The sequence below is a fragment of the Rothia sp. HC945 genome (assembly GCF_051370785.1).
In the GTDB taxonomy this organism is placed as follows: Bacteria; Actinomycetota; Actinomycetes; order Actinomycetales; family Micrococcaceae; genus Rothia.
Genome location: NZ_JBFCSN010000001.1, coordinates 995,796 through 1,020,748 on the forward strand (window position 1 = coordinate 995,796; position 24,953 = coordinate 1,020,748).

Consider the following 24,953-nt stretch of genomic DNA (forward strand, 5'->3'; position numbering starts at 1 on the left):
CCTCTTGTCATGGCGCAGCTGGCTTGGAGAAACGCTAGGAAGCGTGCGAGGAAGACGATGCAATCACCGTCCTGCACCGGTCCGAAGGCCCCAGCCCCTTAAACACAGAAACCCCCTCCCGCACGAGGCAGGAGGGGGTTTCTAGGAGGCGGATCGCCCAGCGAGCCTTACTTGGCGCGCTCGACGATGTCCACGATGCGCCAACGCTTGTTGGCAGACATCGGGCGGGTCTCCATGATGCGAACGAGGTCGCCGATTCCGGCGGTGTTCTGCTCGTCGTGCACCTTGACCTTGTGGCTGCGGCGCATGACCTTGCCGTAGAGACCGTGGGTCACGTGGTCCTCGACCTCGACGACGATGGTCTTGTCCATCTTGTCCGAGACGACGTATCCACGACGGGTCTTGCGGAGATTGCGCTCTTCCGTCTTCTGTTCACTCACTTGGCATCACCTTCGGTAGCGCTAGCCGTATCGGCCTTCTTCGCTGCCTTTGCAGCCTTCTTGTCGGCCTTCTTGTCAGAAGCCTGGGCGTTGCCCTCGGCCTCGGGTCGGATGCCCAGCTCGCGTTCGCGCAACACCGTGTAGATGCGCGCGATATCGCGCTTGACAGCCTTGAAGCGGCCCGCATTCTGGAGCTGCCCGGTGGCCTTCTGGAAACGGAGGTTGAACAGCTCCTCCTTGGACGAACGCAGCTTCTCGGTGAGAGCCCCGTTGTCCAGTTCGGCGAGCTGGTCGATGGAGAGATCCTTGGATCCTACTGCCATTTCTATTCACCACCTTCGCGACGCACGATGCGTGCCTTCATGGGGAGCTTGTGGATTGCCAGGCGCAGGGCCTCTTTCGCGACTTCATCGCTCACGCCGGCCAGTTCGAACACGACACGGCCCGGCTTGACGTTGGCAACCCACCACTCCGGCGAACCCTTACCGGAACCCATACGAGTTTCGGCAGGCTTCTTGGTCAGCGGGCGGTCCGGGAAGATGTTGATCCAGACCTTACCGCCACGCTTGATGTAGCGGGTCATGGCAATACGGGCAGCCTCGATCTGACGGTTGGTCACATACGCGGGTGCCAGCGCCTGAACGCCCCAGTCACCGAACGACACGGTGGTGCCGCCCTTGGCGACGCCAGTGCGCTTCGGGTGGTGCTGCTTGCGGTACTTTACGCGACGGGGAATCAGCATTTATGCCTCACCGTTTTCTGCAGTCTTGGCTTCAGCGGCGGGGGCCTCCGAAGCGCTGTTCTGCTGCTCGTTGCGCCCACCGCGGCGACCGGCGTTTCCACCGGCGTTGCGGCGACGACGCTCGCCGCCTCCACGGCGATCGTTGCCACGGCGGTTGCCCTGTGCGGCCTGCTGAGCAGCAAGTTCTTTATCGGTCAGATCACCCTTGTAGATCCACACCTTGACACCGATGCGACCGAAGGTGGTCTTGGCTTCGAAGAAGCCGTAGTCGATGTTGGCGCGGAGGGTGTGCAGGGGAACGCGGCCCTCTCGGTAGAACTCCGAGCGGGACATCTCGGCGCCGCCGAGTCGTCCGGAGCACTGGATGCGGATGCCCTTGGCCCCGGCCCGCTGCGCGGACTGAATGGCCTTCTTCATCGCGCGGCGGAAGGCGACGCGCGACGCGAGCTGCTCGGCAACTCCCTGGGCAACCAGCTGAGCGTTGATCTCGGGGTTGTTGACCTCGAGGATGTTCAGCTGAATCTGCTTTCCGGTGAGCTTCTCGAGCTCGCCGCGAATACGGTCGGCCTCGGCTCCGCGGCGGCCGATCACGATGCCCGGACGCGCAGTGTGGATGTCCACACGGACGCGATCGCGGGTGCGCTCGATCTCGACGTTGGCGATGCCTGCGCGCTCCATGCCGTTCGACATGAGCTCACGGATCTTCACGTCCTCGCGGATGAAGTCCTTGTAGCGCTGGCCTTCCTTGTTGGAGTCAGCGAACCAGTGCGACTTGTGGTCCGTAGTGATCCCCAGTCGGAATCCGTGCGGGTTGATTTTCTGTCCCACTTAGCGGTCCTCCTCATTGTCCGGGGTAGCGAGAACCACGGTGATGTGGCTGGTTCGCTTGTTGATGCGGTATGCGCGACCCTGGGCTCGCGGCTGGAACCGCTTCATGGTCGGGCCTTCGTCGACGAACGCTTCACTGATGAAGAGTTCCTCTTCCTTGAACGCGACGCTGTCACGTTCCGCGAGCTGGCGGGCATTGGCCACAGCCGACTCGACGACCTTGAAAACCGGGTCCGAAGCCTGCTGCGGAGCAAACTTCAGAATCGCCAGTGCCTCATTCGCCTGCTTGCCACGAACCAGGTCGACGACGCGCCGGGCCTTCATAGGCGTCACGCGTACGAAGCGCGCAGATGCCTTGGCTTCCATTGCCTATCTCTCTTTCGTCTAATGCCGAAGAGTTACACGCTGCTGGATCGGTCGAAACCGAATCAGCGACGCTTACCCTTGCGGTCGTCCTTCACATGGCCGCGGAAACTCCGCGTGGGAGCGAATTCGCCGAGCTTGTGCCCGACCATCGACTCGGTGATGAACACGGGAACGTGCTTGCGTCCGTCGTGCACGGCGATCGTGTGCCCGAGCATGTCGGGGACGATCATCGAGCGGCGGGACCACGTCTTGATGACGTTCTTGGAACCCTTATCGTTCTGAGCGGCAACCTTCAGGAAGAGGTGCTGGTCAACGAAAGGGCCCTTCTTCAAACTACGAGGCATGTTTCAGGCTCCTTAGCGCTTGTTCTTGCCAGTACGACGACGACGCACAATGAGTTTGTCGCTTTCCTTGTTGGGGCGACGGGTGCGTCCCTCGGGCTTGCCGTTCGGGTTGACGGGGTGACGACCGCCGGACGTCTTGCCCTCACCACCACCGTGCGGGTGGTCGACAGGGTTCATGACAACACCGCGAACGGTCGGGCGAACGCCCTTCCAGCGGTTGCGGCCGGCCTTGCCCCAGTTAATGTTGATCTGCTCGGCGTTGCCGACCTGACCGATGGTCGCGCGGCAACGAACGTCCACGTTGCGGATCTCGCCGGAGGGCAGACGGAGCTGTCCGTACTTGCCTTCCCTGGCGACGAGCTGCACCGAGGCACCGGCCGAGCGAGCGAGCTTCGCACCGCCACCGGGGCGGAGCTCAACGGCGTGGATCACGGTACCGACTGGGATGTTGCGCAACGGCAGGTTGTTGCCGGGCTTGATGTCCGCGTTCGGGCCGGACTCGACAACGTCGCCCTGCTTCAGGCGGTTGGGGGCGATGATGTAGCGCTTGGCGCCATCAACGTAGTGCAGCAGCGCGATACGCGCCGTGCGGTTGGGATCGTACTCGATGTGCGCAACGCGGGCATCGACGCCGTCCTTGTCGTGACGGCGGAAATCGATCAAACGGTAGGCCCGCTTGTGTCCGCCGCCCTTGTGACGGGTGGTGATGCGACCGCTGTTGTTGCGTCCGCCGTTTTTGCTCAGCGGGCGCAGCAGCGACTTCTCGGGAGTCGATCGCGTGATTTCTGCAAAGTCGGCAACGCTCGAGCCGCGGCGGCCCGGCGTTGTCGGCCTGTATTTACGGATAGCCATAATTCAGTTCCTCGTTAAAGTGGTCTCCGCGGCGCTAGGCCTGCGGACCGCCGAAGATATCGATGCTGCCTTCACTCAGGGTCACGATGGCACGCTTGGTGCTCTTGCGAGTCCCCCAGCCGAAGCGCGTACGCTTCCGCTTGCCGGCACGGTTGATGGTGTTCACTGTGGAAACCTTGACGCCGAAGATGCGCTCCACGGCGTCTTTGATTTCCAGCTTGTTCGAGCGAGTGTCGACCTCGAAGGTGTACTTGCCCTCGTCGATCAGCCCGTAGCTCTTCTCCGAGACGACAGGCGCGATGATGACGTCACGGGGATCCTTGATGGTGGCGCTCACTTGGCGTCCTCCTGGTTCTTTCCAGCCTTGCTGGCGATTGCCACAAACACGTCGTAGGCATCCTTGGTGAAGACCACGTCGTCGGCGCGCAACACGTCGTACGTGTTGAGCTGATCCGCGTACAGGACGTGGGCGAACTCAAGGTTGCGAACGGACAGGGCAACGTTGTCTTCCTTGCGGTCGATAACAACCAGCACGTTCTTGCGAGAGGTCAGATCCCTCAGGGCTGCCTTGGCGGCCTTCGTCGAGATCTCCTCGACGAGTGAGCTGACCACGTGGATACGGCCGTGCGTCGCACGATCGGACAGGGCGCTGCGCAGGGCGGCGGCCTTCATCTTCTTGGGCGTGCGCTGCGAGTAGTTGCGCGGCACGGGACCGTGCACGACGCCGCCGCCAGTGTGCTGCGGCATGCGGACCGAGCCCTGACGGGCCCGACCGGTGCCCTTCTGCTTGAACGGCTTGCGTCCCGAACCGGAGACCTCGCCGCGGTTCTTCGCCTTGTGGGTGCCCTGGCGGGCAGCGGCCAACTGCGCGATGACGACCTGGTGCATCAGAGCCTCATTGGGCTCGACGCCGAAGACATCGGCCGGCAGCTCAACCTTTACGGTTTCAGTAGCCATTGGAGTTAGGCTCCCTTCACAGCAGTGCGAACCAGAACGACTCCGCCCTTGGGGCCGGGGATGGCGCCCTTGATCAGCAGAACATTGTTCTCGGTGTCGACACCCTGAATCGTGAGGTTCTGGGTGGTGTGGCGGTTGTTGCCCATACGCCCGGCCATGCGCATTCCCTTGAACACGCGTGCGGGGTAGGAAGCACCGCCGATGGAACCCGGCTTGCGGTGGTTCTTGTGCTGACCGTGCGAGGCACCGACGCCCTTGAAGCCGTGACGCTTCATGACACCGGCGAAGCCCTTGCCCTTGGTCTTGCCCACGACGTCGACGTGCTGGCCGGTCTCGAAGAGCTCGACGGTCAGTTCCTGGCCGAGGGAGTACTCGGAAGCGTCCGCGGTGCGAACTTCGACGAGATGACGGCGCGGAGTGGTTCCGGCCTTCTCGAAGTGTCCGGCGAGGGGCTTCGTGACCTTGCGCGGGTCAACAGCACCGAAACCGATCTGAATGGCGTTGTAGCCATCGTTGGCCTGGTCGCGCAGCTGGGTGACAACGTTGGAATCGGCCTTGACGACGGTAACCGGCACGAACTTGCCGTTCTCGTCCCAGACCTGGGTCATGCCAAGCTTGGTGCCCAGCAGGCCCTTCACCTGGCGCTCGAATGTGGTAGTCATTGGGATGCGATCCTCTTTACAGCTTGATTTCGATGTTCACGTCTGCCGGCAGGTCCAGGCGCATGAGCGAGTCAACGGCCTTGGGCGTGGGGTCGACGATGTCGATCAGCCGCTTGTGCGTACGCATCTCAAAGTGCTCGCGGCTGTCCTTGTACTTGTGCGGCGAGCGGATTACGCAGTACACGTTCTTCTCGGTGGGCAGCGGCACGGGGCCGACAACCGTCGCACCAGCACGCGTCACCGTCTCAACAATCTTCCGAGCCGAGGAGTCGATGACCTCGTGGTCATACGACTTCAGCCGGATGCGGATTTTCTGTCCCGCCATCTGTCGGACTCTCTTTCTTCAAGTACTTCCCTGTGTAGGAGTCTCTGGGACTCCTCTGTATGGCGTCTTCTGGCAGAAACCGGGCGATGCGAACGGCGTTGCGATCGTCTCGCTCCCGCCATTCCGGCGTTCGATTCCTGGCGCCGCCTCACACGAACTGAATCCGGCATTCCCGGGTTCCTCAATCCGTTGAAGCACCGACCCCCGCACTCGGGCGTGTCGCGAAGTGTTCGCGCACGAGATTCCAGAGTCGTTCGGACCGGGTCATTTTGGGCTTGGACGGAACTGCCCCGCACCCCTGGGATTCGGGCAGGTCAACGCCGACAAGCGCTTGAACAACGTTGTCTATCCTGCCAGAGGCTCTCGAGAACGCGCAAGCCCGGACCAGCGAAGTGGCGAAAGACACTCCATGGGCAGCACACCGACCCCTGCCAGACCTCGGGCAGGGGCCGGAGCACCTCGGACCGTTCACGCCGGGACGTCATAGCGCAGGAGTCAGAACGCGCTGACCCACGGTACATGTCCGATTCTGAGGCTGTTGTCGTCGTAGTCGCCTTCCTGTTGGTCCTCGACCCAGGCGGCAACCAGCACGTTGAACTCGGCGTGCACGAAAGGAGGGTTGACGAAGTATCTCAAGGGTATGTCGATGCTCTGCCCCGGTCGAAGCGCCCCGCGGCAGGTGTACCTGTACCTGGCGCCGGCCTCCGCCGTGGCGTTTGCCGAGTCTTCCGTCCACATCACGTTCTGGTTGGTGGTTCCCGCCTTGACCCTGTTCGATGCCCAGGACGCCCCGTCGTTTCCGTAGTCGCGGAGGATGAGCTCGACGCTGCCGCTCGGATCGATGGCCGTCACCCGACCGACATTCGTGATGCGGATCATCGGAGGCAACGAACCTCGGACAGCGACTCGGTTTCCATTGGACCCCTTGTAGATAGGAATCTCATGCTTCGGCCGCCAGTTCTCCAGATCGTACGAGGGATCCAGGACGTCGATGGCCAGGTCGGTCTTCACGCTGCTCGCCACCGCCGGTACGGCACTCGCCGTGACGAGCACGGGCACGGCCCAAGCGGCCGAACCCACCAGGGTCCGCCGCTTGAGCCGTGCATTTCGGGGTTCTCCCATATTCTTCACGTTGATTAGAACCTTTGCGCCTCGACGAGACGGTCCATGTTCCGTTCGGCGAGGGCAGTGATCGTCACGAAGGGATTGACCCCGATCTTGGCGGGAATCAGTGAGCCGTCCATGACAAACAGTCCCGGGACGCCCTTGACTTCGCCCTGCAGGTCGGTGGCCTCCCCCAACACCGCTCCGCCCAACGGGTGATACGTGAAGTAGTCCGAGAACGTCTTGTTCTTCTCGAAGAGATCGGACCGATATCCGGTCCCCGGGTTGGCCTGGTTGATCCGATCGAAGAACTTCTGCGCCGCACGCACCGAGGGCTCCGCGTGGCTCGGCCCCCAGTCCAAGAACATCTTCTGGCTGCCCCGATTCCAGGTGAAGGTCCCTGTGTGCGGATTATTCGTAAGAGCAAGGTAAACGCCGGTTCTGAGGTCGATGCCTGCCGGGAACGGAGCGATCTCGGCGAATACCGAGTCCGTTGAGTCGTCCCAATTGGACAGTCCCATGACCGGGATCGTGGATTGACGCCAACCGGACCAAGTCCTGAGCCTCCGCGCGAGCATAGTATTGCCGTTCGGGCCCCAGCCCCGGCCGATGGAATCCGGCAGCCCGTTGATCGTGCCCTCACCCTGAGCGGAGAGGAGCAGCCGGGTAGTACCGATCGACCCGGCGGCCAGAACCACGCGATCATACTCCCTGGTCCGTGTCTCCATGAGGTTGCCATTGAAGTCGATGGTCTTGGTCTGGAGCCGGAAGGCCCCTTCCGGAGTGCGCTCGATGGATCGCACCTCGGTCATCGGGATCACGTTGACCCGGCCCGTGGACAGAGCTTCCTTCAGTATCGTCTTGGGCAGGGAATTCTTACCGTAGTCATTGCCGAAAATGACCTGCTTGTCGAGCGCCGATCGAGGCACCTGCCCATAGGCTTCCTTGCGCATGTAGTCGAAGTCGTACACATTCGGAACCATGACATGGCCGATCCCGGCCCGCTTCGCCTGATCGGCGCTGACCCTGGCGAACTGATACCACGGCGAGTTCATGACCAGGTCCATCGCGGGATCGTTGACCCGCAGGCCGCTGTTCGCACGCGGGAAGTACACGTTGTACATTTCCTCCGCGTCGACCTGTGGAAGAACCTTCTCGAAGAAGGAACGGCGCGGAGTCACGGCCATGCCGCCGTTGACCAGGGAGCCACCGCCGATCCCTCGTCCGACGTAGACCTTCATGTTGCCGAAGTATTCGATGTCCAGCGCACCCGCACCTGGATCAATGCGCCGGTTGACCAGGTCCATTCCGCCGAGATAACTGAAGGGCATGTCTGTGCGGGTCTTGAACCACATGGAGCGGCTGGACGGCGCAGTCATCGTCGTGAAGACCCGCCCCTTGATGGGGCTCATCTTCTCCCAGTCCGTGCCCATCTCGATGAGATCGACCTGCTTGCCCACCGACGCGAGCTTCCGTGCGGCGACCGCTCCCCCATATCCGGAGCCGATGATGGCGATCCGGTTGGAGCCCCCGGTGGCTACGGCTGGCTGCCCCGAAACGGGGACGGCGGGTGCGGCGGCCGCGGCGATGGCCGAAGCCTTGAGAAGAGTTCTGCGAGTTATGTTGAACGACATAGTTCCACCCTTTGAAGTGCGAGTAATAGGTGAACCTCGTAAGAAACGAGTCGCTCTCATTTTATATTTTCTTGAATTCTTCACCCGACGATTTCCGGGCAGAACCGCTCTCTCGCCGGCGTCCGATCCGCATGGGGACGCTATTCTATGGCCGTCAATCAATTCCCGGCGGCAGAATCGAACCGGTTTCTGGGACAAGCAATTCACTATTTTCCGAGGTGACCGAGAAAAAGCATTGAAACGCAAAAGAAAGGGCCCCGGCAAATGCCGGGGCCCTTTCGGACGGTAGTCAGCGCAGTGTCATGCGCCGGCCGTCGGGATCACAAAGAAATGTTACTTGGTGATCTTGGTAACGCGACCCGAACCAACGGTGCGGCCACCCTCACGGATGGCGAAGCCGAGTCCGTCTTCCATAGCGATGGGCTGGATCAGCTCAACGCTCATCTCGGTGTTGTCACCGGGCATGACCATCTCGGTGCCCTCGGGCAGCGTGATGACGCCGGTAACGTCCGTGGTGCGGAAGTAGAACTGCGGACGGTAGTTCGAGTAGAACGGGTTGTGACGGCCGCCCTCATCCTTGGAGAGGATGTAGACGTTCGCCTCGAAGTTGGTGTGCGGGGTGATCGAACCCGGAGCAGCAACAACCTGACCACGCTCGACGTCGTCACGCTTGAGACCACGCAGGAGCAGGCCACAGTTCTCGCCGGCCCAGGCTTCGTCGAGCTGCTTGTGGAACATCTCGATACCGGTCACGGTGGTCTTCTGGACCGGACGGATGCCGATGATCTCGACGTCCGAGTTCAGAGCCAGGGTACCGCGCTCCGCACGGCCGGTGACCACGGTGCCGCGGCCGGTAATGGTGAAGACGTCCTCGATCGGCATGAGGAACGGCTTGTCCTTGTCGCGAACCGGGTCCGGGATGTAGTCGTCGACTGCCTCCATGAGGTCCTCGATCGACTTAACCCACTGCTCGTCGCCCTCGAGCGCCTTGAGAGCGGAGACGCGCACGACCGGAGCCTCGTCACCGTCGAACTCCTGCGAGGACAGCAGTTCGCGGACCTCCATCTCGACGAGGTCGAGGAGCTCTTCGTCCTCAACCATGTCGGCCTTGTTCAGCGCGACGATGAGGGTGGGGACGCCGACCTGGCGCGCGAGCAGAACGTGCTCGCGGGTCTGGGCCATCGGACCGTCGGTGGCGGCAACCACGAGGATCGCGCCGTCCATCTGAGCGGCACCGGTGATCATGTTCTTGACGTAGTCAGCGTGACCCGGGGCGTCAACGTGGGCGTAGTGACGCTTGTCCGTCTGGTACTCGATGTGAGCAATGTTGATGGTAATGCCGCGCTGGCGCTCCTCGGGAGCGGCGTCGATCATACCGAAGTCCTGCTGCTCGTTCAGGTCCGGGAACTTCTTCGCGAGAACACTGGAGATCGCAGCAGTCAGAGTGGTCTTACCGTGGTCGACGTGACCGATGGTACCAATGTTGACGTGCGGCTTGGAGCGCTCGAACTTTGCCTTAGCCACTATGTTCCTCCTAGAACGTTTGATGGAAACTTGCGCTGGCTTTCTGCGCAGTCCGTGGTTGAAGACGGATTCCTGATCAACAATAACGGAAAATTCATCCCGCACGAAAACCAGCGCAAGTTTCTAGGCTTTGATTATTTGGATGGGAAGGCGGCCCGGAAGAGCCGCCGTGCGGAGATTTACTCCCCGCGGCTCTTCTGGATGATCTCGTCGGCAACTGCCTTCGGGACCTCTGAGTAGCTGTCGAAAGTCATCGAGTACACCGCACGACCCTGCGTCTTGGAACGCAGGTCACCGATGTAGCCGAACATCTCGGACAGCGGAACCAGGGCTGTCACCAGCTTGACGCCGGCGACGTCTTCCATGGCCTGGATCTGTCCACGGCGCGAGTTCAAGTCGCCGATGACATCGCCCATGTACTCCTCGGGAGTACGGACCTCGACTGCCATCAGCGGCTCGAGTAGCACCGGGTTGGCGCGACGAGCGCCTTCCTTGAACACCATCGAACCGGCAATCTTGAAGGCCATCTCGGAGGAGTCGACGTCGTGGTAGGCGCCGTCCACCAGGGTGGCCTTCACGCCAACCACTGGGTATCCCGCGAGGATACCGAGCTGCATCGCACCCTGGATGCCGGCATCCACCGAAGGAATGTATTCGCGGGGCACGCGGCCACCGGTGATCTTGTCCTCGAACTCGTAGAGCTCTTCGGAATCGAGAGCGATCGGCTCGAAATCGACCTGCACCTTCGCGAACTGACCGGAACCACCGGTCTGCTTCTTGTGGGTGAAGTCGACCTTCTGGACGGCCTTCTTGATCGTCTCGCGGTAAGCAACCTGCGGCTTGCCGACGTTCGCCTCGACGCGGAATTCGCGCTTCATGCGGTCGACCAGCACGTCGAGGTGGAGCTCACCCATGCCGCCGATCTCGGTCTGGCCGGTTTCCTCGTTGAGGGAGACCGTGAAGGTCGGGTCCTCGGCCGAGAGCTTCTGGATCGCGGTCGAGAGCTTCTCCTGGTCACCCTTGGTCTTGGGCTCGATGGCCACGTAGATCACGGGCTTCGGGAAGGTCATCGACTCGAGAACGATCGGGTTGGCCTGGTCGCACAGCGTGTCACCGGTCGTGGTCTCCTTGAGACCGATCGCGGCGTAGATGTGGCCGGCCTGGATCTCCTCCACCGGATTCTCCTTGTTGGAGTGCATCTGGAAGAGCTTGCCGATACGTTCGCGCCGACCCTTGGTCGAGTTCTGAACCTGCTGACCCGAGGTTGCGATACCGGAGTACACGCGAATGTAGGTCAGCTGTCCGTAGAACGGGTGTGCGGCGACCTTGAAGGCCAGCGCCGAGAACGGTTCGTCCTTGGCCGGCCGGCGAACCAGCTCGGTTTCGTCGTCCTTCGGGTCGTGGCCGACCATCGGGGGCACGTTCAGGGGCGACGGCAGGTAGTCGATGACAGCATCGAGCATGGGCTGCACGCCACGGTTCTTGAACGCCGAGCCGCAGAAGACCGGGTAGGCCTCGTTGGCGACGGTCAACGCACGCACACCGGCCTTGAGCTCGTCGATCGTGAGCTCTTCGCCCTCGAAGTACTTCTCCATGAGTTCCTCGGAGGATTCCGCGACCTGCTCGACGAGCTTGTCGCGGTACTCTGCGGCGCGCTGCTGCAGGTCCTCCGGGATTTCACGGATCTCGTAGGTCGCACCCAGGGAAACATCGCCCTTGGCGTCGCCGGGCCAGACGTAGGCCTTCATTTCGAGAAGGTCGATGACGCCGACGAAGTCGCTCTCGGCACCGATCGGAAGCTGCATGACGAGCGGGGTCGCGCCCAGACGCTTCACGATGGTGTCGACGGTGAAGTAGAAGTCCGCGCCCAGCTTGTCCATCTTGTTGACGAAGCAGATGCGGGGCACCTCGTACTTGTCGGCCTGACGCCAGACGGTCTCGGACTGCGGCTCAACGCCCTCCTTGCCGTCGAAGACGGCAACGGCGCCATCGAGCACGCGCAGGGAACGCTCCACCTCGACGGTGAAGTCGACGTGGCCCGGGGTGTCGATGATGTTGATCTGGGTGTCTTTCCAGAAGCACGTCGTCGCCGCGGAGGTAATGGTGATGCCGCGTTCCTGTTCCTGGGCCATCCAGTCCATCGTGGATGCACCGTCGTGGGTCTCACCGAGCTTGTGGTTGATGCCGGTGTAGTACAGGATGCGTTCGGTAGTGGTGGTCTTGCCGGCATCGATGTGGGCCATGATGCCGATGTTGCGGACCTTGTTCAGGTCGGTAAGCACGTCAAGTGCCACGATGTTTCCCTTTCAGGTGGATCAACCATGGGGCCCGCCGGAAAGAGGCGGGCCCACAGGAAGAAATTACCAGCGATAGTGGGCGAAGGCCTTGTTGGACTCAGCCATCTTGTGGGTGTCCTCGCGACGCTTCACAGCGGCACCGAGACCGTTGGAGGCATCCAGGATCTCGTTCATCAGGCGCTCGGTCATGGTCTTCTCGCGGCGGAGCTTCGAGAAGCCCACGAGCCAGCGGAGGGCGAGAGCGGTCGCGCGTCCCGAACGGACCTCAACCGGCACCTGGTAGGTGGCGCCGCCGACGCGGCGGGAACGGACCTCGAGGGAAGGCTTGATGTTGTCCATCGCCTTCTTGAGGGTGGTCACTGCGTCGGTGCCAGTCTTCTGGGCGACGCCATCGAGCGCGCCGTAGACGATGCGCTCGGCGGTGGACTTCTTGCCGTCCTGCAGAACCTTGTTGATCAGCTGAGTCACAAGGGGCGACCCGTAGACGGGGTCGACGACGAGCGGACGCTTGGGAGCGGGGCCCTTACGAGGCATTACTTCTTCTCCTTCTTCACGCCGTAGCGGGAACGTGCCTGGCCGCGGCCCTTGACACCCTGGGTGTCGAGAGCGCCGCGAACGATCCGGTAACGAACACCGGGGAGGTCCTTCACACGACCGCCGCGGACGAGCACGATGGAGTGCTCCTGCAGGTTGTGACCCTCACCGGGGATGTATGCCGTGACCTCGATGCCGCCATTGAGCTTGACGCGAGCGACCTTGCGCAGAGCAGAGTTCGGCTTCTTGGGGGTAGTGGTGTAGACGCGGGTGCAGACACCGCGCTTCATGGGGTTGCCCTTGAGAGCGGGCGCCTTGGTCTTCACGACCTTGGGAGTCCGGCCCTTCCGGACCAGCTGCTGAATTGTAGGCACTGTTGAGTTCTCCGTTTGATCTTGGCCCTCACCGAGGAGGGCCTTGAAATGTATGCCTCGTGCGGTGCGACCGCGCTGAGAGCACTGATAAACCGGTCTAGCGTTTCCGAGAAATGGGCACGGTTAACCGATGGCATTTTGGCACAAAAAAATAAAAAGTGTGCCAGAGGACCGTATCCATACCTGCCATTGATTCCGAAGCCCGCCTCTGTCGCATACCGTGGCGGTCTCCCCGACCTGCGTCAACACACCTTCAGCGGTCCATCGAACGCGGTCAAAAGCCTTCGCGCACAGCACACTCGCACTGAGACTGAGTACTTCGAGATCAACGATACCCCAGAATCGGCCCATTGGCGAATGACTGTGAGGCACGCGACGAGTGGTCCCCCGCGTCAGGACGGCAGACTCAGCCCAGCCCCGGACCGATAGGCATGTCCGATGCGGAGGGCCGTCTCCCTGAGCCGCGGCAGAATCTTCTCCTTGATCTTGTCGGCTCGGGCGTTCTCCGTGCCGACCCGCATCGAGACATTGACGGCGGCAATGTGGCGCCCCTTGGCATCCGTCACCGGAGCGGCCACGGATCGCAGTCCCATTTCGAGTTCCTGGTCCACGATCTCCCACCCGCGTTCGCGGACCCGCAGGATGCGAGCACGCAACTCGTCGATGTCGGTGACCGTGTGCCCCGTCAGCTCCTCGGGTTCCTGCCGTTCGAGATACGCCTCGAGCCGTTCTTCGTCCAACCCTGCGAGCAGGACCCGGCCCATCGACGTCGCGTGGGCGGGGAAACTGGTCCCGACGCTGATCGCCACGTGCATGATACGTCGGGCATGGACCCGGGCGACATAGATGATGTCATCGCCCTCAAGGACGGACATCGAGGTGGACTCCCCCACCCGCCCGGAGAGTTCTCTCAGGTGCGGATAGGCAAGATCCGGCAGAGACAAGCTGGACAAATACGAATATCCGATGCCCAGAACCGTCGGGCTCAGCCGGAACGCCTTACCGTCCGCGTGGACATATCCGAGTTCCACGAGGGTGTGGAGGAATCGACGCGCCGTGGCCCTGGTCAGCCCGGTCTTTTGGGCCACCTCCGACAGGGACATGCTGGCGTGGTCGGCGTCGAAGGCTCGCAGCACGGAAATGCCACGCGCCAGGGACTGGACATAGGCTTCGCTCATCGGGCGCCCGTCGTGGTCCGGGCACCGGAGGTGCGCCTGGTCTCTGCGTTGTCCAGCGGGCCCTCCAAATCGACGTCGAGCTCACGGGCGAGGTCCTGCGCGTCGATGCCGAAGGTTTCTCGGACGTGGACGACGCCGTCGGCCAATTCGAACACCGCCACGTCCGTGTAGACGCGCGAGACGCATCCAACCCCGGTCAGGGGGAAATCGCATGCCCGGACCAATTTCGGGGTGCCGTCCTTCGAGCGCAGGTTCATCATCACGAACGTCTGCTTCGCGCCAATGGCCAGGTCCATCGCCCCACCGACCGCGGGGATCGCACCCGGCGCCCCTGTTGACCAGTTCGCGAGGTCTCCGTTCTGGGCGACCTGGAAGGCTCCCAGCACGCAGATGTCCAGGTGGCCTCCCCGCATCATCGCGAACGAATCGGCGTGGTGGAAATATGCGGTTCCCGGGGTCTCCTTGACCGGGATCTTGCCGGCGTTGATGAGATCGGGGTCGATGTCCTCGTCGTACGCCTGCGGACCCATGCCGAGCATCCCGTTCTCGGTGTGAAGAGTCACACCGTGCTCCGGATCCAGGTGATTCGCGACTTTGGTCGGTTGACCGATGCCGAGGTTCACGAAGGCACCCGCGGGGATGTCTTCGGCAACCAATTGAGCCATGGCCTCACGGTCCAGGGCTTTGTCACTCGTGCGGGGAGTCGTGCTGAGCTCGCTCATGAGTCCTGGCCTTTCGTCGATGCTTCTGGAACGTTCACGACCGTATCCACGTAGATTCCCGGAGTCACCACGGCCTCCGGGTCCATGTCTCCGGCGGAGACTCTGCGGGAGACCTGAACGATCGAATGACTCGAGGCCGCCGCCATGATCGGGCCGAAATTCCGCGCCGTCTTCCTGTAGGTCAAGTTGCCGACGTCGTCGCTCGTCCAGGCCTTGGTCAAAGCGAAGTCCGCCCGAAGGGGGTATTCGAGGACGTAATGGACGCCGTCGATCTCCCGGGTTTCCTTGCCCTCGGCCAGCTCCGTGCCGTATCCGGTCGGGGTGAAGAAGGCCCCGATCCCCGCTCCGGCGGCGCGGATCCGCTCCGCGAGGTTCCCCTGGGGCACGACTTCGAGCTCGATCTCCCCCGCCCGATACTTCTCATCGAAATGCCACGAGTCCGTCTGCCGCGGGAAGGAGCAGATGATTTTCTTGACCCTGCCCAGGGCGATCAGGCGCGCCAATCCGACGTCGCCATTTCCCGCATTGTTGTTCACGACCGTGAGTCCGCTGGCCCCCTGATCGATCAGGGCGTCGATCAACTCCACCGGTTGGCCGGCGACCCCGAATCCACCGATCATGACCGTCGAATCGTCCGTGATCCCTCGAACGGCCTCTTCCGCACTCGTCACGAAGTCCACCACTGGCCTCTCACCTTCCTTCTTCGTTCTCGAGCACCACGGCCAAGCCCTGCCCGACGCCGATGCAAATCGCTGCCACGCCCCATCTGGTGCCTGAGGCCCTCATGGACCGGGCCAGCGTGCCCAGGATCCTCGTGCCGGATGCCCCGAGCGGGTGCCCGATCGCGATGGCACCGCCGTGCGGATTGACGATCTCCGGGTCGATGCCCCATGCGTTGATGCACGCGAGGGACTGCGCGGCGAAGGCCTCGTTGAGTTCGACGGCGCCGACGTCGTCCCAGGAAATCCCGGCCCGTTCCAAGGCACGGTTCGCTGCCTCGACCGGTGCGTAACCGAAATATTGTGGTTCGTTGGCGGCCACGCCTCGACCGGCAAGACGCGCCAGAGGATCGAGGCCGACCTTGTCCGCGGCCTTCTCGCTACCAAGCAGGGCCGCGGACGCACCGTCGTTCAAGGGCGACGAGTTGCCCGCGGTGACCTGGCCGTTGTCCTTGCGGAACACCGTGCGCAGGCCCGCGAGGGTCTCCGGAGTGCTGTCCGGCCGCATCGACTCGTCGCGCTCCAGATCCGTCCCGGGAACCTGTTCGACCAGGCCGTCATAGAATCCGGAGGACCAGGCCTCTGCGGCCAACCGATGCGAGCGGGCGCTGAACTCGTCCATGGCCTCGCGTCGCACACCGTACTTCTCGGCCAACCGCTCGGTGGCCTCGCCGAGCGAAACCTTCCATTGATCCTTCATCTCCGGGTTCACCAGACGCCATCCCAGGGTCGTGGACGCCAGGTTCAGGTCGCCCGCGGGAAAAGGCTTGCTGGTCTTCGGCAGGACCCACGGCGCCCGGGACATGGACTCCACGCCGCCGGTGACGACGACGTCGGCCTCGCCCAGGCTGATGGCCCGGCTCGCCTGGATCGCGGCATCGAGCGAGGATCCGCACAACCTGTTGATCGTGGTCCCGGGAACCGACTCCGGCAGGCCCGCGAGAAGGGTCGCCATGCGTGCCACATTGCGGTTTTCCTCCCCTGCGCCGTTGGCGTTTCCGAGGAAGACCTCATCGACCGATTCGCCGGCGAGATCAGGGGCGCGTTCGACGATACGACGGACCACAAAGGCCGCCAGGTCGTCGGGGCGCGTGCCGGAGAGGCCACCGGCGTATTTGCCGAAGGGCGTCCGGACCGCGTCGTAAACGTACGCGGGATGCAACTCGTTCATGGATTCCTTCCGGAGGGGGTTGTTGTTGTGACTCTGATCAGAGGTCGCCGAGATCTTCCAGGACCGCCTGGGCCCGGGAGAAGGCGGTATTGGCGGCAGGGACACCGCAATAGATCGCGGACTGGAGAACAATCTCCTGAATCTCGGGGATCCCGACGCCGTTCCTGCGGGCGGCCTTGATGTGCATGTCGAATTCCTGCCAGTGACCGAGGGCGATCATGGCCGTCAGGGTGATGGCGCTCCGCGTCTTCCGATCCAGCCCAGGGCGGGTCCAGATCTCTCCCCAGGCGTATCGGGAAATGAGGTCCTGGAAGGGCGCGGTGAACTCCGTGGTCCGGGATTCGGCACGGTCCACGTGCTCGTCCGAGAGGACCTCCCGGCGCACTTTCATGCCTTCCTCCTTGACCCTGGAGCGAGGAGCAACGGGGTCGGGAAGCGCCGACCATTCCGTCCCCGAAGCAGCGCTCTCCGACAGACCGTTGGATGACCCATCGGACTGGTTGTCGTCCGGAAGGAAGAAAGCGGAGATCTCCCGGGCGGCGTCCTCTGGCCGTTCCGCGGGGAGGAGGTGGGCGGCGTCGTCGAAGACCACGGAGGCGGACTGCTCGACGCCGTCGGCTACCTGCTGAAGGCTTCCCGGGGGCGTGGCCACGTCGTGCGCACCAGCCAGGGTCAGCACCGGGACCGAAATCTCGCCCAGACGATCACGCAGATCACATCGTGAGAGGGCCCGGCACACCAGGCCGTAGTCGGTGCGATCGGCTTCCTGGAGGCTGTGGAGCAATTCGGTTGCGATGACGCGCTGCCGGTCCAGGAATCCGGGAGCGAACCATCTCTCGGCGGACCCGATGACCTGCGTGGGTGTTCCCGAGGTTTCGACCAGTTCGGCCCGTTCGATCCACCCGGCGCGTTCCCCGATCTTGGCACCGGTGCAGATCGCGGCCACCGCCTCGACGGCCTCGGGGTGGGCGAGGGACAGGGCGAGACCCACGGCTCCCCCGACCGAGACCCCCGCGTAGAAGTACTTCTCGTCCGGGGTTCCGCGCTCCTGGCGAAGACGATCGGCCAGGCGGTGCACGGCCTCCGCGAGATCTTCCACATCGAATTCTTCCGTGACGACGCTTCCGCGTCCATGCCCAGGAAGCTCCCACCCGACCAGTTCGAACCGATCCTTCAAGTGGGCCGCGGCCGGCACCCACAGCGGGGTCACGGCGGTGCCCAACGAGGGCCCGAGAATCAGGAGCGGTTTGTCCTGCCGAGCGTGATCCGCGTGCTGCGAGCCCGTGAGGTTGTCCCCGAGTGCGACGGGAGTCAGGTCCGGTACGGTCATTTCTTCTCCTTCGCGTTCTTCCAACGGCGTGCGGCCGCTCGGGCCTGGTCCGCGCTGTTTCCCGTCCCCGGAGAGCCGGCCGTTCCGGCCGGTTCCTGGCCGAGATGCGACCTCATGGCTTCGGCATCCACCTCGAGGCCTGCGAGCATTTCGGCCGCCATCGTGGACGCGATGATGCTGTGCCGGGCAGCAGTGCGAATCGGCTCCCACTCCAGGTGCCAGGCCAGGTCCGACCGTTCTTCGACTGCGAGGGCCTCGGACTCGAGCAGTCCTCCGATGGCCCGAGCACAGGTCACCGCCGAGCGACGAATGAGAATCGACATGCTCGGATTGCGCTTGTGGGGCATGGAGGAGGAGCCACCTCGCCCCTGTGCCGCAGGCTCGGCGAGTTCCGCGATCTCGTTGCGGGACGAGATCACGACGTCGCCAGCGATCTTGCCGCACGCGGTGGCCGCCCTCGCGAGCGGCTCAACGGCGTCGATCAGGGGTCGACGGCGCGTGTGCCAGACCTGTTCGGAAGCCGGAGCATTGAGCCCCAGTCTCTGGGCCCACATGAGACCCAGCCGATCGGGAACGGGCATGCTGAGCCCGTCGTCATTCGCGGTCCCAGCGAAATCGAGTACGGCCGCGTTCGTTCCGGCGGCCCCTCCCCCTGACACCGGGAGCCACAAGCGATCCGGGTCCGTCGCGGCATGGGCCGCCGCCACGGCATCCAGCCAGCGACCCGCCCGAGCGCCGAAGGTCGTGGGGAGAGCGTACTGACCGAGAGTCCTCGCGGCCATGGGTGTCTCGGCGTGCGACGAAGCGAGATCCTCGAGCTCGTCCGCCGCGGAACCAAGAGCCTCGTGAACGGCGCCGAGAGAATCACGGACCAGCAGCATGAGCGCGGTGTCCATGACGTCCTGGCTCGTCAGGCCACGATGCACAAGATCCCGGCCGATGTCCTTCCCACCGTCAGTCTCCGAGACCTCAGCTTTGAGGCGCCGGACCAGACCGATCACGGGGTTGCCGCCGCCCTCGGCGTCCGCGGCAACGTCCGCAAGGATTTCCTCCCCCACGCTGTCGATAGCCGAGGCTGCCCGGACCGCGGTCGGGGCATCCGCACAACCCAGATCTGCCTGGGCAAGGACCCAGGCCGATTCGGCCCGGACGAGCGCACGCAACACGGCGGCGTCGCCGATCACGGGCTCGGCCCGTTGACCACCCGGGACCAGGAGATCGGTGAATGCCATGACTAGCTCTCGATCCCGGGGTAGGCCAAGAAGACCGTCTCACGGTCGCCCTGGAGTCGGATGTCGTGATGCAAGGAACCGTCGTCGAGACGCGTCGCGATCAATGTCCGGCGCCGCTCTGCCGGGAGCGAGGCCAGCAAAGGATCGTCCGCCAGAGCCTGTTCGTCGTCCGGAAGATAGATGCGGGTAAAGAGCCTGTTGAGCAGTCCGCGCGCGAAGATCACCATCAAGAAGTACGGTGCATGGCCTTGTCCCGGTGCTCCCGGTTCGAGGGTCGTGAAGCTGTAGGTCCCCAACCGGTCGACGGCCTGGCGGCCCCACCCGGTGAAGGTGTATCCGTCCCGGTTCAGCGAACCCGTTTCCTCGGGTATCCGTCCCTGCGGATCAGCCTGCCAGATTTCGAGCATCGCGTCCGGGATGACGTCACCTGCCCCATCGAACACCTGCCCATGAAGTCGTGACGCCTCCGGGTGAGCGCGACTCACGAGCTCAGGCCCTCCCCGATAGGGCAGACCCACTTCCTCGTGTGCGGTCGCGTAGCCGAAGAAAGGGCCGATCGTCTGCCCCGGCGTCGGGGTCAGGTCGGCGGGCGGATTCTCGACGGTCCGTCCGCGGCTGACGGGGTTCCGTAGTTCTTCGCGTGCCATCAGTTCTCATCCTCCGGTTCCATCCAGGTGCGGTTGCTCCCGCCCAGCACGATGTCCCAGGTGTAGCCGAGCAGCCACTCGTGCTCGGATACATCGTGGTCGTACGAGGCGACCAGTCTCTCCCGGGCCTTGGGATCGACGATCGATTGGTAAATCGGGTCGAGGGCAAAGAGCGGATCACCCGGAAAGTACATCTGGGTGATCATCCGCTGCGTGAAGTCCGTCCCGAACAAGGAGAAATGCACGTGGGCAGGGCGCCACGCATTGCGGTGGTTCTTCCAGGGGTACGGGCCGGGCTTGATGGTCGTGAATTCGTAGGAGCCGTCGTCACCCGTCAGGCAGCGGCCGACTCCGGTGAAGTTGGGGTCCAATGGTGCGGGGTGCTGATCGCGCTTGTGGATGTAGCGGCCGGCCGCGTTGGCCTGCCAGATCTCCACGAGCTGGTTCCGTACGGGACGGCCCGCGGAATCCATGACGCGACCGCGGATCTTGATGCGCTCCCCGATCGGTTCTCCACCGCCCTGGACCGTCAGATCCGATTCCAAGTCGTGAACATCGCGGTGGCCGAACGCCGGGGATGTCAGCTCGATAAGCTCCGGATCCGTGTGGTGCGGGTCCTTAGTGGGGTGTCGCAGTACCGAACTCCGGTACGGGGCGTAGTCGAGCCGAGGTTGGCTCTCACGGGTACCGGACGCCTGGTACTGCTCCTGGTGCTGCCGAACCTCCCGGTTGATGTCTGCCTGACGGTCGGCCGCGGCGTCGGGGCCGGTCACCGTCGGCACGGTGAAGTTCTCTTCATCCAGGTTCTTCTCTGCGTGGTCTTCGACCGCCATGTCGATCTCCTTCCGGGGCGACTGTGATGCCCAACTCGCCCCGTGGCCAATCTACCGGCCGCCCGTTCGTGATGTGACTCGTTGTACGCCATGCGAACGACAACGGCCGGTCCCCTCCGTCGGGAGGGAACCGGCCGTTGTCATCGGGCGCGGGGGCTCAGCCCCTCAACACCCGCTTCGATTCTGCGGTCGAATCAGTTGCTGCCGAAGTCGTAGTCATCCAGCGGGATGGCCTGGAATTCGGCGGCCACGGAGGCGTCGTTCTCCGCTGCGTAGCTGAAGTCGCCGAACCCTGTCGAGTTGGCGTACAGCTTCTCGCGTGCTTCCTCGGTCGGCTCGACGTCGATCGAGTTGTACCGATCGAGGCCGGTACCGGCCGGGATGAGCTTGCCGATGATGACATTCTCCTTGAGCCCGACCAGCGGGTCCGACTTGCCCTCCATCGCGGCCTGGGTCAGGACGCGAGTGGTCTCCTGGAAGGAGGCCGCGGAGAGCCACGAGTCGGTGGCCAGCGAAGCCTTGGTAATGCCCATGAGCTCCGGACGACCGGCCGCGGGACGCTGCTGGTTGACCATGGCCTTCTTGTTGGCCTGCTGGAAGGCCACGGTCTCGACGAGCTCACCCGGCAACAACGCGGTATCGCCGGACTCGATGACGGTGATCCGGCGCGTCATCTGACGGATGATGACTTCCACGTGCTTGTCGTGGATGCCGACGCCCTGCGAGCGGTACACGCCCTGGACCTCGTCCACCAGATGCTTCTGCGCCTCGCGCGGTCCACGGATGCGAAGGACTTCCTTCGGATCCACGGCGCCCGAGACCAGCTGCTGGCCGACCTCGACGCGGTCGCCCTCGTCCACGAGCAGACGAGCACGGCGAAGGATCTGGTAAGCGATCGCCTCGTCGTCCTTGTTGTCCGGGGTGACGATGATCTTGAGAGCCTTGTCCGTGTCCTCGATGGACACGCGTCCGGCGATCTCGGAGATCGGGGCAACACCCTTCGGGGTACGCGCCTCGAAGAGCTCCTGAATACGTGGCAGACCCTGCGTGATGTCCTCCGAGGAGGCCACACCACCAGTGTGGAAGGTACGCATGGTCAGCTGGGTACCGGGCTCACCAATGGACTGGGCGGCGATAATGCCCACGGCTTCGCCGATGTCCACGAGGTTGCCGGAGGCCATCGACCGGCCGTAGCACTTCGCGCACACGCCGACGGCGGACTCGCAGGTCAGCACGGACCGCACACGCACGTTCTGGATGCCGGCCTGGTACAGCTTGCGGATCACGGCGTCGGAGACGTCGTCGCCGGCGTTGGCCAGCACATTGTCGTTCTCGTCCTTGACGTCGACCGCGAGAATACGACCGTGGATCGAGTTCTCGACGTCCTCGTGCAGCATGACCGAGCCGGTGTCCTCGTCGATCTGGACGAGCGGCAGGTTCAGGCCACGGCGAGTCTGGCAATCCAGCTCGCGAACAATGACGTCCTGCGAAACGTCGACCAGACGACGCGTCAGGTAACCGGAGTTTGCGGTACGCAACGCGGTATCCGCGAGGCCCTTACGGGCACCGTGGGTAGCGATGAAGTACTCCAGAACCGACAGGCCCTCACGGTAGGAGGACTTGATCGGACGGGGCATGATCTCGCCTCGCGTATTGGCCACGAGACCACGGATACCCGCGATCTGGCGCACCTGCATCCAGTTTCCTCGGGCGCCCGAGGAAACCATGCGGTTGATCGTGTTCAGATCGGTCAGGTTCTCGCGCATGGCCTCGGCGACCTCGTCGGTCGCCTTGGTCCAGATGTCGATGAGTTCCGAACGACGCTCGTCGTCGTCGATCAGGCCCAATTCGTACTGGCCCTGGATCTCGTCCGCCTGCTTCTCGTAACCGGCCATGATCTCGCGCTTCGCCGGAGGCGTCGCGATATCGGAGACGGCCACGGTCACGCCCGAGCGGGAGGCCCAGTAGAAACCGGTGTCCTTGAGGTTGTCCAGGGTCCGGGCGACGTCGACCATCGGGTAGTTCTCCGCCAGATCGTTGACGAGCTGGCCGAGGCCCTTCTTGTCAGCGATCCCGGTGAACCACGGGTAGTCGGCGGGAAGAGTCTCGTTGAACAGGACCTGCCCGACCGTGCACTCGACCAGGACCGGCTGGCCCTGCTCCCAGCCCTCGGGAGCTTCCCAGCCCTCGTAGGGCACGAAGTCCGTGAGCACGATCTTGACGCGCGAGTTGAGGTGGATCTCCTTGCGCTCCATGGCCATGAGAGCCTCGGCCAGGGACGAGAACGCGTGGCCCTCGCCCTGTGCACCTTCGCGGACCGTCGTCAAGTGGTGCAGACCGATGATCATGTCCTGCGAGGGAACCGCTACCGGGCGACCGTCAGAGGGCTTCAGGATGTTGTTCGAGGACAGCATCAGGACGCGTGCCTCAGCCTGGGCCTCGGGGCTCAGCGGCAGGTGCACAGCCATCTGGTCACCGTCGAAGTCGGCGTTGAACGCCGAGCAGACGAGCGGGTGAAGCTGGATGGCTTTGCCCTCGACGAGCTGCGGCTCGAAGGCCTGGATGCCCAGACGGTGCAGGGTAGGTGCACGGTTCAGCAGCACGGGGTGCTCGGTAATGATCTCCTCGAGAACGTCCCACACCTGCGGACGGAACCGTTCGACCATGCGCTTGGCCGACTTGATGTTCTGCGCGTGGTTCAAGTCGACCAGGCGCTTCATCACGAACGGCTTGAACAGCTCCAGGGCCATCTGCTTGGGCAGACCGCACTGGTGCATCTTCAGCTGGGGTCCGACGACGATCACGGAACGACCCGAGTAATCGACGCGCTTTCCGAGCAGGTTCTGACGGAAACGACCCTGCTTGCCCTTGAGCATGTCGGACAGCGACTTGAGCGGACGGTTGCCCGGTCCGGTGACCGGACGTCCACGGCGGCCGTTGTCGAACAGCGAGTCGACGGCCTCCTGGAGCATGCGCTTCTCGTTGTTCACGATGATCTCGGGGGCGCCGAGATCCAGAAGACGCTTCAGGCGGTTGTTGCGGTTGATCACGCGGCGGTAGAGATCGTTGAGATCCGACGTCGCGAAGCGGCCACCATCCAGCTGAACCATCGGGCGCAGCTCCGGAGGGATCACGGGGACCGCGTCCAGAACCATGCCCAGGGGCGAGTTGTTGGTCGTCAGGAACGCGTTGATGACCTTGAGACGCTTGAGCGCGCGGGTCTTCCGCTGTCCCTTGCCGTTCTGGATGACCTCGCGCAGCGCCTCGGCCTCGGCTGCCATGTCGAAGTTCTCGAGACGGTTCTTGATCGAGTCGGCGCCCATCGAACCCTCGAAGTACATGCCGTACTTGTCGACCATGGAGCGGTACAGCGCCTCGTCGCCTTCGAGGTCGCTGACCTTGAGGTTCTTGAAGCGCTCGAAGACCTGGTCCATGTGCGCGATCTCGGCGTCGACACGCTTGCGCACCTGGGCCATCTGGCGCTCCGAGGAGTCGCGAAGCTTGCGCTTCTCGGCGGCCTTGCCGCCTTCTGCCTCGATGCGGGCCAGCTCTTCCTCGGTCTCCTTGGCGATCGCCGCAATGTCGGAGTCGCGCTCAGATTCGAGGGCCTTCTTGTCCTTGTCGTGCGCTGCCTGCAGGTTCGGCAGGTCGTCGTGACGGCCTTCCTCATCGACCCACGTGATCATGTAGGCGGCGAAGTAGATGATCTTCTCGAGATCCTTCGGCGCCAGATCGAGCAGGTATCCCAGACGGGAGGGAACACCCTTGAAGTACCAAATGTGGGTCACGGGAGCGGCGAGCTCGATGTGGCCCATGCGCTCACGGCGCACCTTGGCACGCGTCACCTCGACGCCGCAGCGTTCGCAGATGATTCCCTTGAAGCGCACGCGCTTGTACTTGCCGCAGTAGCATTCCCAGTCGCGAGTGGGTCCGAAGATCCGCTCGTCGAACAGGCCTTCCTTCTCCGGCTTCAGGGTTCGGTAGTTGATGGTCTCCGGCTTTTTGACCTCACCGTACGACCAGTTTCGGATGTCTTCCGCGGTGGCCAGGCCAATCCGCATCAGGCCAAGTGAAGATTCGTTGGACATGGGGTCCTTTTCTCTCAAAAACTCGTGAAGGATCTGGGGTGGATGAGTGA

Annotated in this window: 26 protein-coding genes; all 26 read right to left on the reverse strand. The window is 63.4% G+C overall.

Features of this window, described 5'->3' with window-relative positions; translation table 11 throughout:
* Window positions 1-167: 167 nt before the first annotated feature.
* On the reverse strand, window positions 168-440 hold the full coding sequence (gene rpsQ / locus AB0Y14_RS04325; protein WP_129313904.1) for a 30S ribosomal protein S17: 273 nt from the start codon (window positions 438-440) through the stop codon (window positions 168-170).
* A complete protein-coding gene (rpmC, locus tag AB0Y14_RS04330) occupies window positions 437-763 on the reverse strand; it encodes a 50S ribosomal protein L29 (protein ID WP_129313903.1) in 327 nt (108 codons plus the stop codon). The genes rpsQ and rpmC overlap by 4 nt, the downstream gene beginning before the upstream one ends.
* Window positions 764-765: 2 nt before the next feature.
* Window positions 766-1,182, reverse strand: a complete 417-nt coding sequence (rplP, locus tag AB0Y14_RS04335; protein WP_129313902.1) for a 50S ribosomal protein L16 — start codon at window positions 1,180-1,182, stop codon at window positions 766-768.
* Entirely contained in the window at window positions 1,183-2,010 is an 828-nt protein-coding gene (gene rpsC, locus AB0Y14_RS04340) for a 30S ribosomal protein S3 (RefSeq protein ID WP_129313901.1), read from the reverse strand. It abuts the gene before it with no gap.
* Window positions 2,011-2,376, reverse strand: coding sequence for a 50S ribosomal protein L22 (rplV, locus tag AB0Y14_RS04345; protein WP_129313900.1), 366 nt, complete (start codon window positions 2,374-2,376; stop codon window positions 2,011-2,013).
* 62 nt (window positions 2,377-2,438) lie between these two features.
* Window positions 2,439-2,720, reverse strand: coding sequence for a 30S ribosomal protein S19 (rpsS, locus tag AB0Y14_RS04350; protein ID WP_129313899.1), 282 nt, complete (start codon window positions 2,718-2,720; stop codon window positions 2,439-2,441).
* A gap of 12 nt (window positions 2,721-2,732) precedes the next feature.
* On the reverse strand, window positions 2,733-3,572 hold the full coding sequence (gene rplB / locus AB0Y14_RS04355; RefSeq protein WP_436587994.1) for a 50S ribosomal protein L2: 840 nt from the start codon (window positions 3,570-3,572) through the stop codon (window positions 2,733-2,735).
* A gap of 34 nt (window positions 3,573-3,606) precedes the next feature.
* Window positions 3,607-3,909, reverse strand: coding sequence for a 50S ribosomal protein L23 (gene rplW / locus AB0Y14_RS04360; protein ID WP_436587995.1), 303 nt, complete (start codon window positions 3,907-3,909; stop codon window positions 3,607-3,609).
* Window positions 3,906-4,529 (reverse strand): 50S ribosomal protein L4, encoded by a 624-nt coding sequence (gene rplD / locus AB0Y14_RS04365; RefSeq protein ID WP_436587996.1) that lies wholly within the window; start codon window positions 4,527-4,529, stop codon window positions 3,906-3,908. Before rplD ends, rplW begins: the two co-directional genes overlap by 4 nt.
* A 5-nt stretch (window positions 4,530-4,534) precedes the next feature.
* Complete coding sequence (gene rplC, locus AB0Y14_RS04370; protein ID WP_436587997.1) at window positions 4,535-5,191, reverse strand: 50S ribosomal protein L3; 657 nt, start codon at window positions 5,189-5,191, stop codon at window positions 4,535-4,537.
* 16 nt (window positions 5,192-5,207) lie between these two features.
* Window positions 5,208-5,516: a 30S ribosomal protein S10 gene (rpsJ, locus tag AB0Y14_RS04375; protein WP_030015043.1), complete on the reverse strand. Its 309-nt coding sequence runs from the start codon at window positions 5,514-5,516 to the stop codon at window positions 5,208-5,210.
* 495 nt (window positions 5,517-6,011) lie between these two features.
* Window positions 6,012-6,638 carry a hypothetical protein gene (locus AB0Y14_RS04380; RefSeq protein WP_436587998.1) on the reverse strand — a complete coding sequence of 209 codons (627 nt, stop codon included), beginning with the start codon at window positions 6,636-6,638 and terminating at the stop codon, window positions 6,012-6,014.
* Between the two features lie 14 nt (window positions 6,639-6,652).
* Complete coding sequence (locus AB0Y14_RS04385) at window positions 6,653-8,254, reverse strand: GMC oxidoreductase (RefSeq protein WP_436587999.1); 1,602 nt, start codon at window positions 8,252-8,254, stop codon at window positions 6,653-6,655.
* A gap of 333 nt (window positions 8,255-8,587) precedes the next feature.
* Complete coding sequence (gene tuf, locus AB0Y14_RS04390; protein ID WP_129313892.1) at window positions 8,588-9,778, reverse strand: elongation factor Tu; 1,191 nt, start codon at window positions 9,776-9,778, stop codon at window positions 8,588-8,590.
* Window positions 9,779-9,957: 179 nt separating this feature from the next.
* Window positions 9,958-12,072 (reverse strand): elongation factor G, encoded by a 2,115-nt coding sequence (gene fusA / locus AB0Y14_RS04395; protein WP_436588000.1) that lies wholly within the window; start codon window positions 12,070-12,072, stop codon window positions 9,958-9,960.
* Between the two features lie 66 nt (window positions 12,073-12,138).
* On the reverse strand, window positions 12,139-12,609 hold the full coding sequence (rpsG, locus tag AB0Y14_RS04400) for a 30S ribosomal protein S7 (RefSeq protein WP_129313890.1): 471 nt from the start codon (window positions 12,607-12,609) through the stop codon (window positions 12,139-12,141).
* Complete coding sequence (gene rpsL / locus AB0Y14_RS04405) at window positions 12,609-12,983, reverse strand: 30S ribosomal protein S12 (protein ID WP_436588001.1); 375 nt, start codon at window positions 12,981-12,983, stop codon at window positions 12,609-12,611. The genes rpsG and rpsL overlap by 1 nt, the downstream gene beginning before the upstream one ends.
* 392 nt (window positions 12,984-13,375) lie before the next feature.
* Window positions 13,376-14,161 carry an IclR family transcriptional regulator domain-containing protein gene (locus tag AB0Y14_RS04410; RefSeq protein ID WP_436588002.1) on the reverse strand — a complete coding sequence of 262 codons (786 nt, stop codon included), beginning with the start codon at window positions 14,159-14,161 and terminating at the stop codon, window positions 13,376-13,378.
* Window positions 14,158-14,883 (reverse strand): 3-oxoacid CoA-transferase subunit B, encoded by a 726-nt coding sequence (locus tag AB0Y14_RS04415; RefSeq protein ID WP_436588003.1) that lies wholly within the window; start codon window positions 14,881-14,883, stop codon window positions 14,158-14,160. Before AB0Y14_RS04415 ends, AB0Y14_RS04410 begins: the two co-directional genes overlap by 4 nt.
* Window positions 14,880-15,566: a 3-oxoacid CoA-transferase subunit A gene (locus AB0Y14_RS04420; RefSeq protein ID WP_436588004.1), complete on the reverse strand. Its 687-nt coding sequence runs from the start codon at window positions 15,564-15,566 to the stop codon at window positions 14,880-14,882. The genes AB0Y14_RS04415 and AB0Y14_RS04420 overlap by 4 nt, the downstream gene beginning before the upstream one ends.
* A 7-nt stretch (window positions 15,567-15,573) precedes the next feature.
* Window positions 15,574-16,764: a thiolase family protein gene (locus tag AB0Y14_RS04425; RefSeq protein WP_436588823.1), complete on the reverse strand. Its 1,191-nt coding sequence runs from the start codon at window positions 16,762-16,764 to the stop codon at window positions 15,574-15,576.
* 46 nt (window positions 16,765-16,810) lie between these two features.
* A complete protein-coding gene (gene pcaDC, locus AB0Y14_RS04430) occupies window positions 16,811-18,103 on the reverse strand; it encodes a bifunctional 3-oxoadipate enol-lactonase/4-carboxymuconolactone decarboxylase PcaDC (protein ID WP_436588005.1) in 1,293 nt (430 codons plus the stop codon).
* The gene (locus tag AB0Y14_RS04435) at window positions 18,100-19,335 is read right to left on the reverse strand and encodes a lyase family protein (RefSeq protein WP_436588006.1); all 1,236 of its coding nucleotides are present in this window, start codon (window positions 19,333-19,335) and stop codon (window positions 18,100-18,102) included. The genes pcaDC and AB0Y14_RS04435 overlap by 4 nt, the downstream gene beginning before the upstream one ends.
* A 2-nt stretch (window positions 19,336-19,337) precedes the next feature.
* Window positions 19,338-19,982 (reverse strand): protocatechuate 3,4-dioxygenase subunit alpha, encoded by a 645-nt coding sequence (pcaG, locus tag AB0Y14_RS04440; protein WP_436588007.1) that lies wholly within the window; start codon window positions 19,980-19,982, stop codon window positions 19,338-19,340.
* Window positions 19,982-20,815, reverse strand: coding sequence for a protocatechuate 3,4-dioxygenase subunit beta (pcaH, locus tag AB0Y14_RS04445; protein ID WP_436588008.1), 834 nt, complete (start codon window positions 20,813-20,815; stop codon window positions 19,982-19,984). The genes pcaG and pcaH overlap by 1 nt, the downstream gene beginning before the upstream one ends.
* A 194-nt stretch (window positions 20,816-21,009) precedes the next feature.
* Entirely contained in the window at window positions 21,010-24,903 is a 3,894-nt protein-coding gene (locus AB0Y14_RS04450; protein WP_436588009.1) for a DNA-directed RNA polymerase subunit beta', read from the reverse strand.
* Window positions 24,904-24,953: the final 50 nt, after the last annotated feature.

Coding starts and splice junctions, on each gene's coding strand:
- rplD (WP_436587996.1), bottom strand. CDS start 4,529: ATGGCTACTGAAACCGTAAAGGTTGAGCTGCCGGCCGATGTCTTCGGC.
- rplB (WP_436587994.1), bottom strand. CDS start 3,572: ATGGCTATCCGTAAATACAGGCCGACAACGCCGGGCCGCCGCGGCTCG.
- AB0Y14_RS04380 (WP_436587998.1), bottom strand. CDS start 6,638: ATGGGAGAACCCCGAAATGCACGGCTCAAGCGGCGGACCCTGGTGGGT.
- rpsG (WP_129313890.1), bottom strand. CDS start 12,609: ATGCCTCGTAAGGGCCCCGCTCCCAAGCGTCCGCTCGTCGTCGACCCC.
- pcaH (WP_436588008.1), bottom strand. CDS start 20,815: ATGGCGGTCGAAGACCACGCAGAGAAGAACCTGGATGAAGAGAACTTC.
- rplV (WP_129313900.1), bottom strand. CDS start 2,376: ATGGAAGCCAAGGCATCTGCGCGCTTCGTACGCGTGACGCCTATGAAG.
- pcaG (WP_436588007.1), bottom strand. CDS start 19,982: ATGGCACGCGAAGAACTACGGAACCCCGTCAGCCGCGGACGGACCGTC.
- AB0Y14_RS04435 (WP_436588006.1), bottom strand. CDS start 19,335: ATGGCATTCACCGATCTCCTGGTCCCGGGTGGTCAACGGGCCGAGCCC.
- rplC (WP_436587997.1), bottom strand. CDS start 5,191: ATGACTACCACATTCGAGCGCCAGGTGAAGGGCCTGCTGGGCACCAAG.
- rpsJ (WP_030015043.1), bottom strand. CDS start 5,516: ATGGCGGGACAGAAAATCCGCATCCGGCTGAAGTCGTATGACCACGAG.
- rpmC (WP_129313903.1), bottom strand. CDS start 763: ATGGCAGTAGGATCCAAGGATCTCTCCATCGACCAGCTCGCCGAACTG.
- AB0Y14_RS04385 (WP_436587999.1), bottom strand. CDS start 8,254: ATGTCGTTCAACATAACTCGCAGAACTCTTCTCAAGGCTTCGGCCATC.
- rplP (WP_129313902.1), bottom strand. CDS start 1,182: ATGCTGATTCCCCGTCGCGTAAAGTACCGCAAGCAGCACCACCCGAAG.
- AB0Y14_RS04415 (WP_436588003.1), bottom strand. CDS start 14,883: ATGAGCGAGCTCAGCACGACTCCCCGCACGAGTGACAAAGCCCTGGAC.
- pcaDC (WP_436588005.1), bottom strand. CDS start 18,103: ATGACCGTACCGGACCTGACTCCCGTCGCACTCGGGGACAACCTCACG.
- AB0Y14_RS04410 (WP_436588002.1), bottom strand. CDS start 14,161: ATGAGCGAAGCCTATGTCCAGTCCCTGGCGCGTGGCATTTCCGTGCTG.
- AB0Y14_RS04450 (WP_436588009.1), bottom strand. CDS start 24,903: ATGTCCAACGAATCTTCACTTGGCCTGATGCGGATTGGCCTGGCCACC.
- rpsS (WP_129313899.1), bottom strand. CDS start 2,720: ATGCCTCGTAGTTTGAAGAAGGGCCCTTTCGTTGACCAGCACCTCTTC.